At 60.0% G+C, this 1,746-nt stretch carries 1 protein-coding gene; it reads left to right on the top strand.

Annotated features, from left to right (window positions below):
* The coding region (locus tag ABT118_RS32620; protein WP_350678536.1) for a condensation domain-containing protein at nt 1-1,746 on the top strand (1,746 nt) is incomplete at both ends.

The following is a 1,746-nucleotide window of genomic DNA, read 5'->3' as shown; positions in this document are numbered from 1 at the left end:
GTACCGTACGTGAGGAGCTGCTCTGCGGGCTGTTCGCGGAGATCCTGGGAATCGACCGGGTCGGAATCGACGACAACTTCTTCGAACTTGGCGGAGACAGCATCCTCGCGATCCGGCTGGTCAGCCAGACCCGCAAGGCCGGTTTGGGCATCTCAGTGGGGGACGTTTTCACCTGCCGAACCAGTGCGGACATCGCCGATGTCGCGACTGATCTGATTGACGTGGCTGCGGAATATTATTCCGATTCATCGGATTTCACTGTTTCCCTGCCTGTCGGGCAGCTCGAAATAATTGAGGCGAATATTTCGCCGGTTGAGGGAATTCTTCCGCTGTCTCCGCTGCAGGAAGGGCTGCATTTTCAGTCCGTCCTTAACGTGGATGCTCTTGATGTTTACGTGACACAGGTCTCGTACACGCTCGACCATATGGTTGAGAGTGAACCTATGAAGGCTGCTGTCGATGCCTTGCTGGCGCGTCATGAGAATCTGCGGGCAGGATTCTTTCATCAAGGTCTTGATCGGCCCGTCCAGGTGATTCCCGAGCAGGTCTCCATTCCTTGGGTCGATGTCGACCTGACGGATCTGGAGGAGGCAGAACGCGCCGTCGAGCTGCGGCGCCTGCTCGACGACGACCGACTGCACCGCTTCGACCTGGCCCGGCCGCCACTGTTGCGGTGTATGGCGATCCGACTCACGGCGAACAAGTCCGTCTTCGTCCTCACCACCCACCACATCCTGCTTGATGGGTGGTCAATGCCCGTACTGACACGGGAACTGTTCGAGCTCTACGATCGGCGTGGCGACAGCAGCGGACTCCCGCCCGCAATGCCGTACCGGGAGTATCTGAGATATCTGGCGAATCGCGATTCCGAAGCCGCAGCCGATGCCTGGGCCACCGCACTGGCTGGGCTTGAGGGGCCAACCCGAGTCGCGCCCGCTATTTCCCATCGGCCCACGATTTTTCCGGGCGAGTTCACTGTGGAGCTCTCCGAGGAATTGACCGAGTCGCTGGCTGCGCAGGCGCGCCGATGTGGCGTGACGGTCAACACGGTCGTACAGACGGCATGGGGCTTGATTCTGGCCGGACTGACCGGGAGCAGCGATGTGGTGTTCGGTGCGGTGGTCTCTGGCCGTCCTGCCGACTTCCCAGGTGTAGAATCCATGGTCGGGATGTTCATCAATACTCTGCCGGTGCGTGTGCGGATACACATGGAGGAGCGGCTCGGACAGCTGCTGGCTCGTGTCCAGCGTGATCAGTCCAAGCTGATTCCGCATTACCATTCCGGGCTTTCCGAAGTGCAACGCCAGGTCGGCTTCGGTGATCTGTTCGACACTGCCATGGTGTTCGAGAACTATCCTCACAATCAGCATTCGGAAAACGATTCAGTTTATGGCCGAGTGGCCCGCGACGTTGAGATTCTCGACGCCAGTCACTATGCGATATCTCTGCTGACTGGCCCCAGTCCCAGAATGCTGTTGCGCATGATCTACCGGACCGATGTGTTTGATCGGGTTGCGGTTGAGGGGATTGTGGCGCGGTTGGTGCGGGTTTTCGAAGCGGTGGTGGCTGATCCGGATGTGCGGGTCGGGCAGGTGGATCTGTTGGGTTCGGATGAGCGTCGTCGGGTGCTGCTGGAGTGGAACGGCGGTTCTGGGCGGGGTGTTGGGGGGTGTTTGCCGGGGTTGTTTGAGGAGCAGGTGCGGCGGGCTCCTGGTGCGGTGGCTGTGGTGTGTGGGGATGTGGTGC

Origin of the sequence: Kitasatospora sp. NPDC002040 (assembly GCF_040296785.1) — a bacterium.
Classification (GTDB): Bacteria; Actinomycetota; Actinomycetes; order Streptomycetales; family Streptomycetaceae; genus Kitasatospora.
The sequence above is the reverse complement of the archived record's forward strand: the minus strand, read 5'-3'. Positions and strand labels throughout refer to the sequence as shown.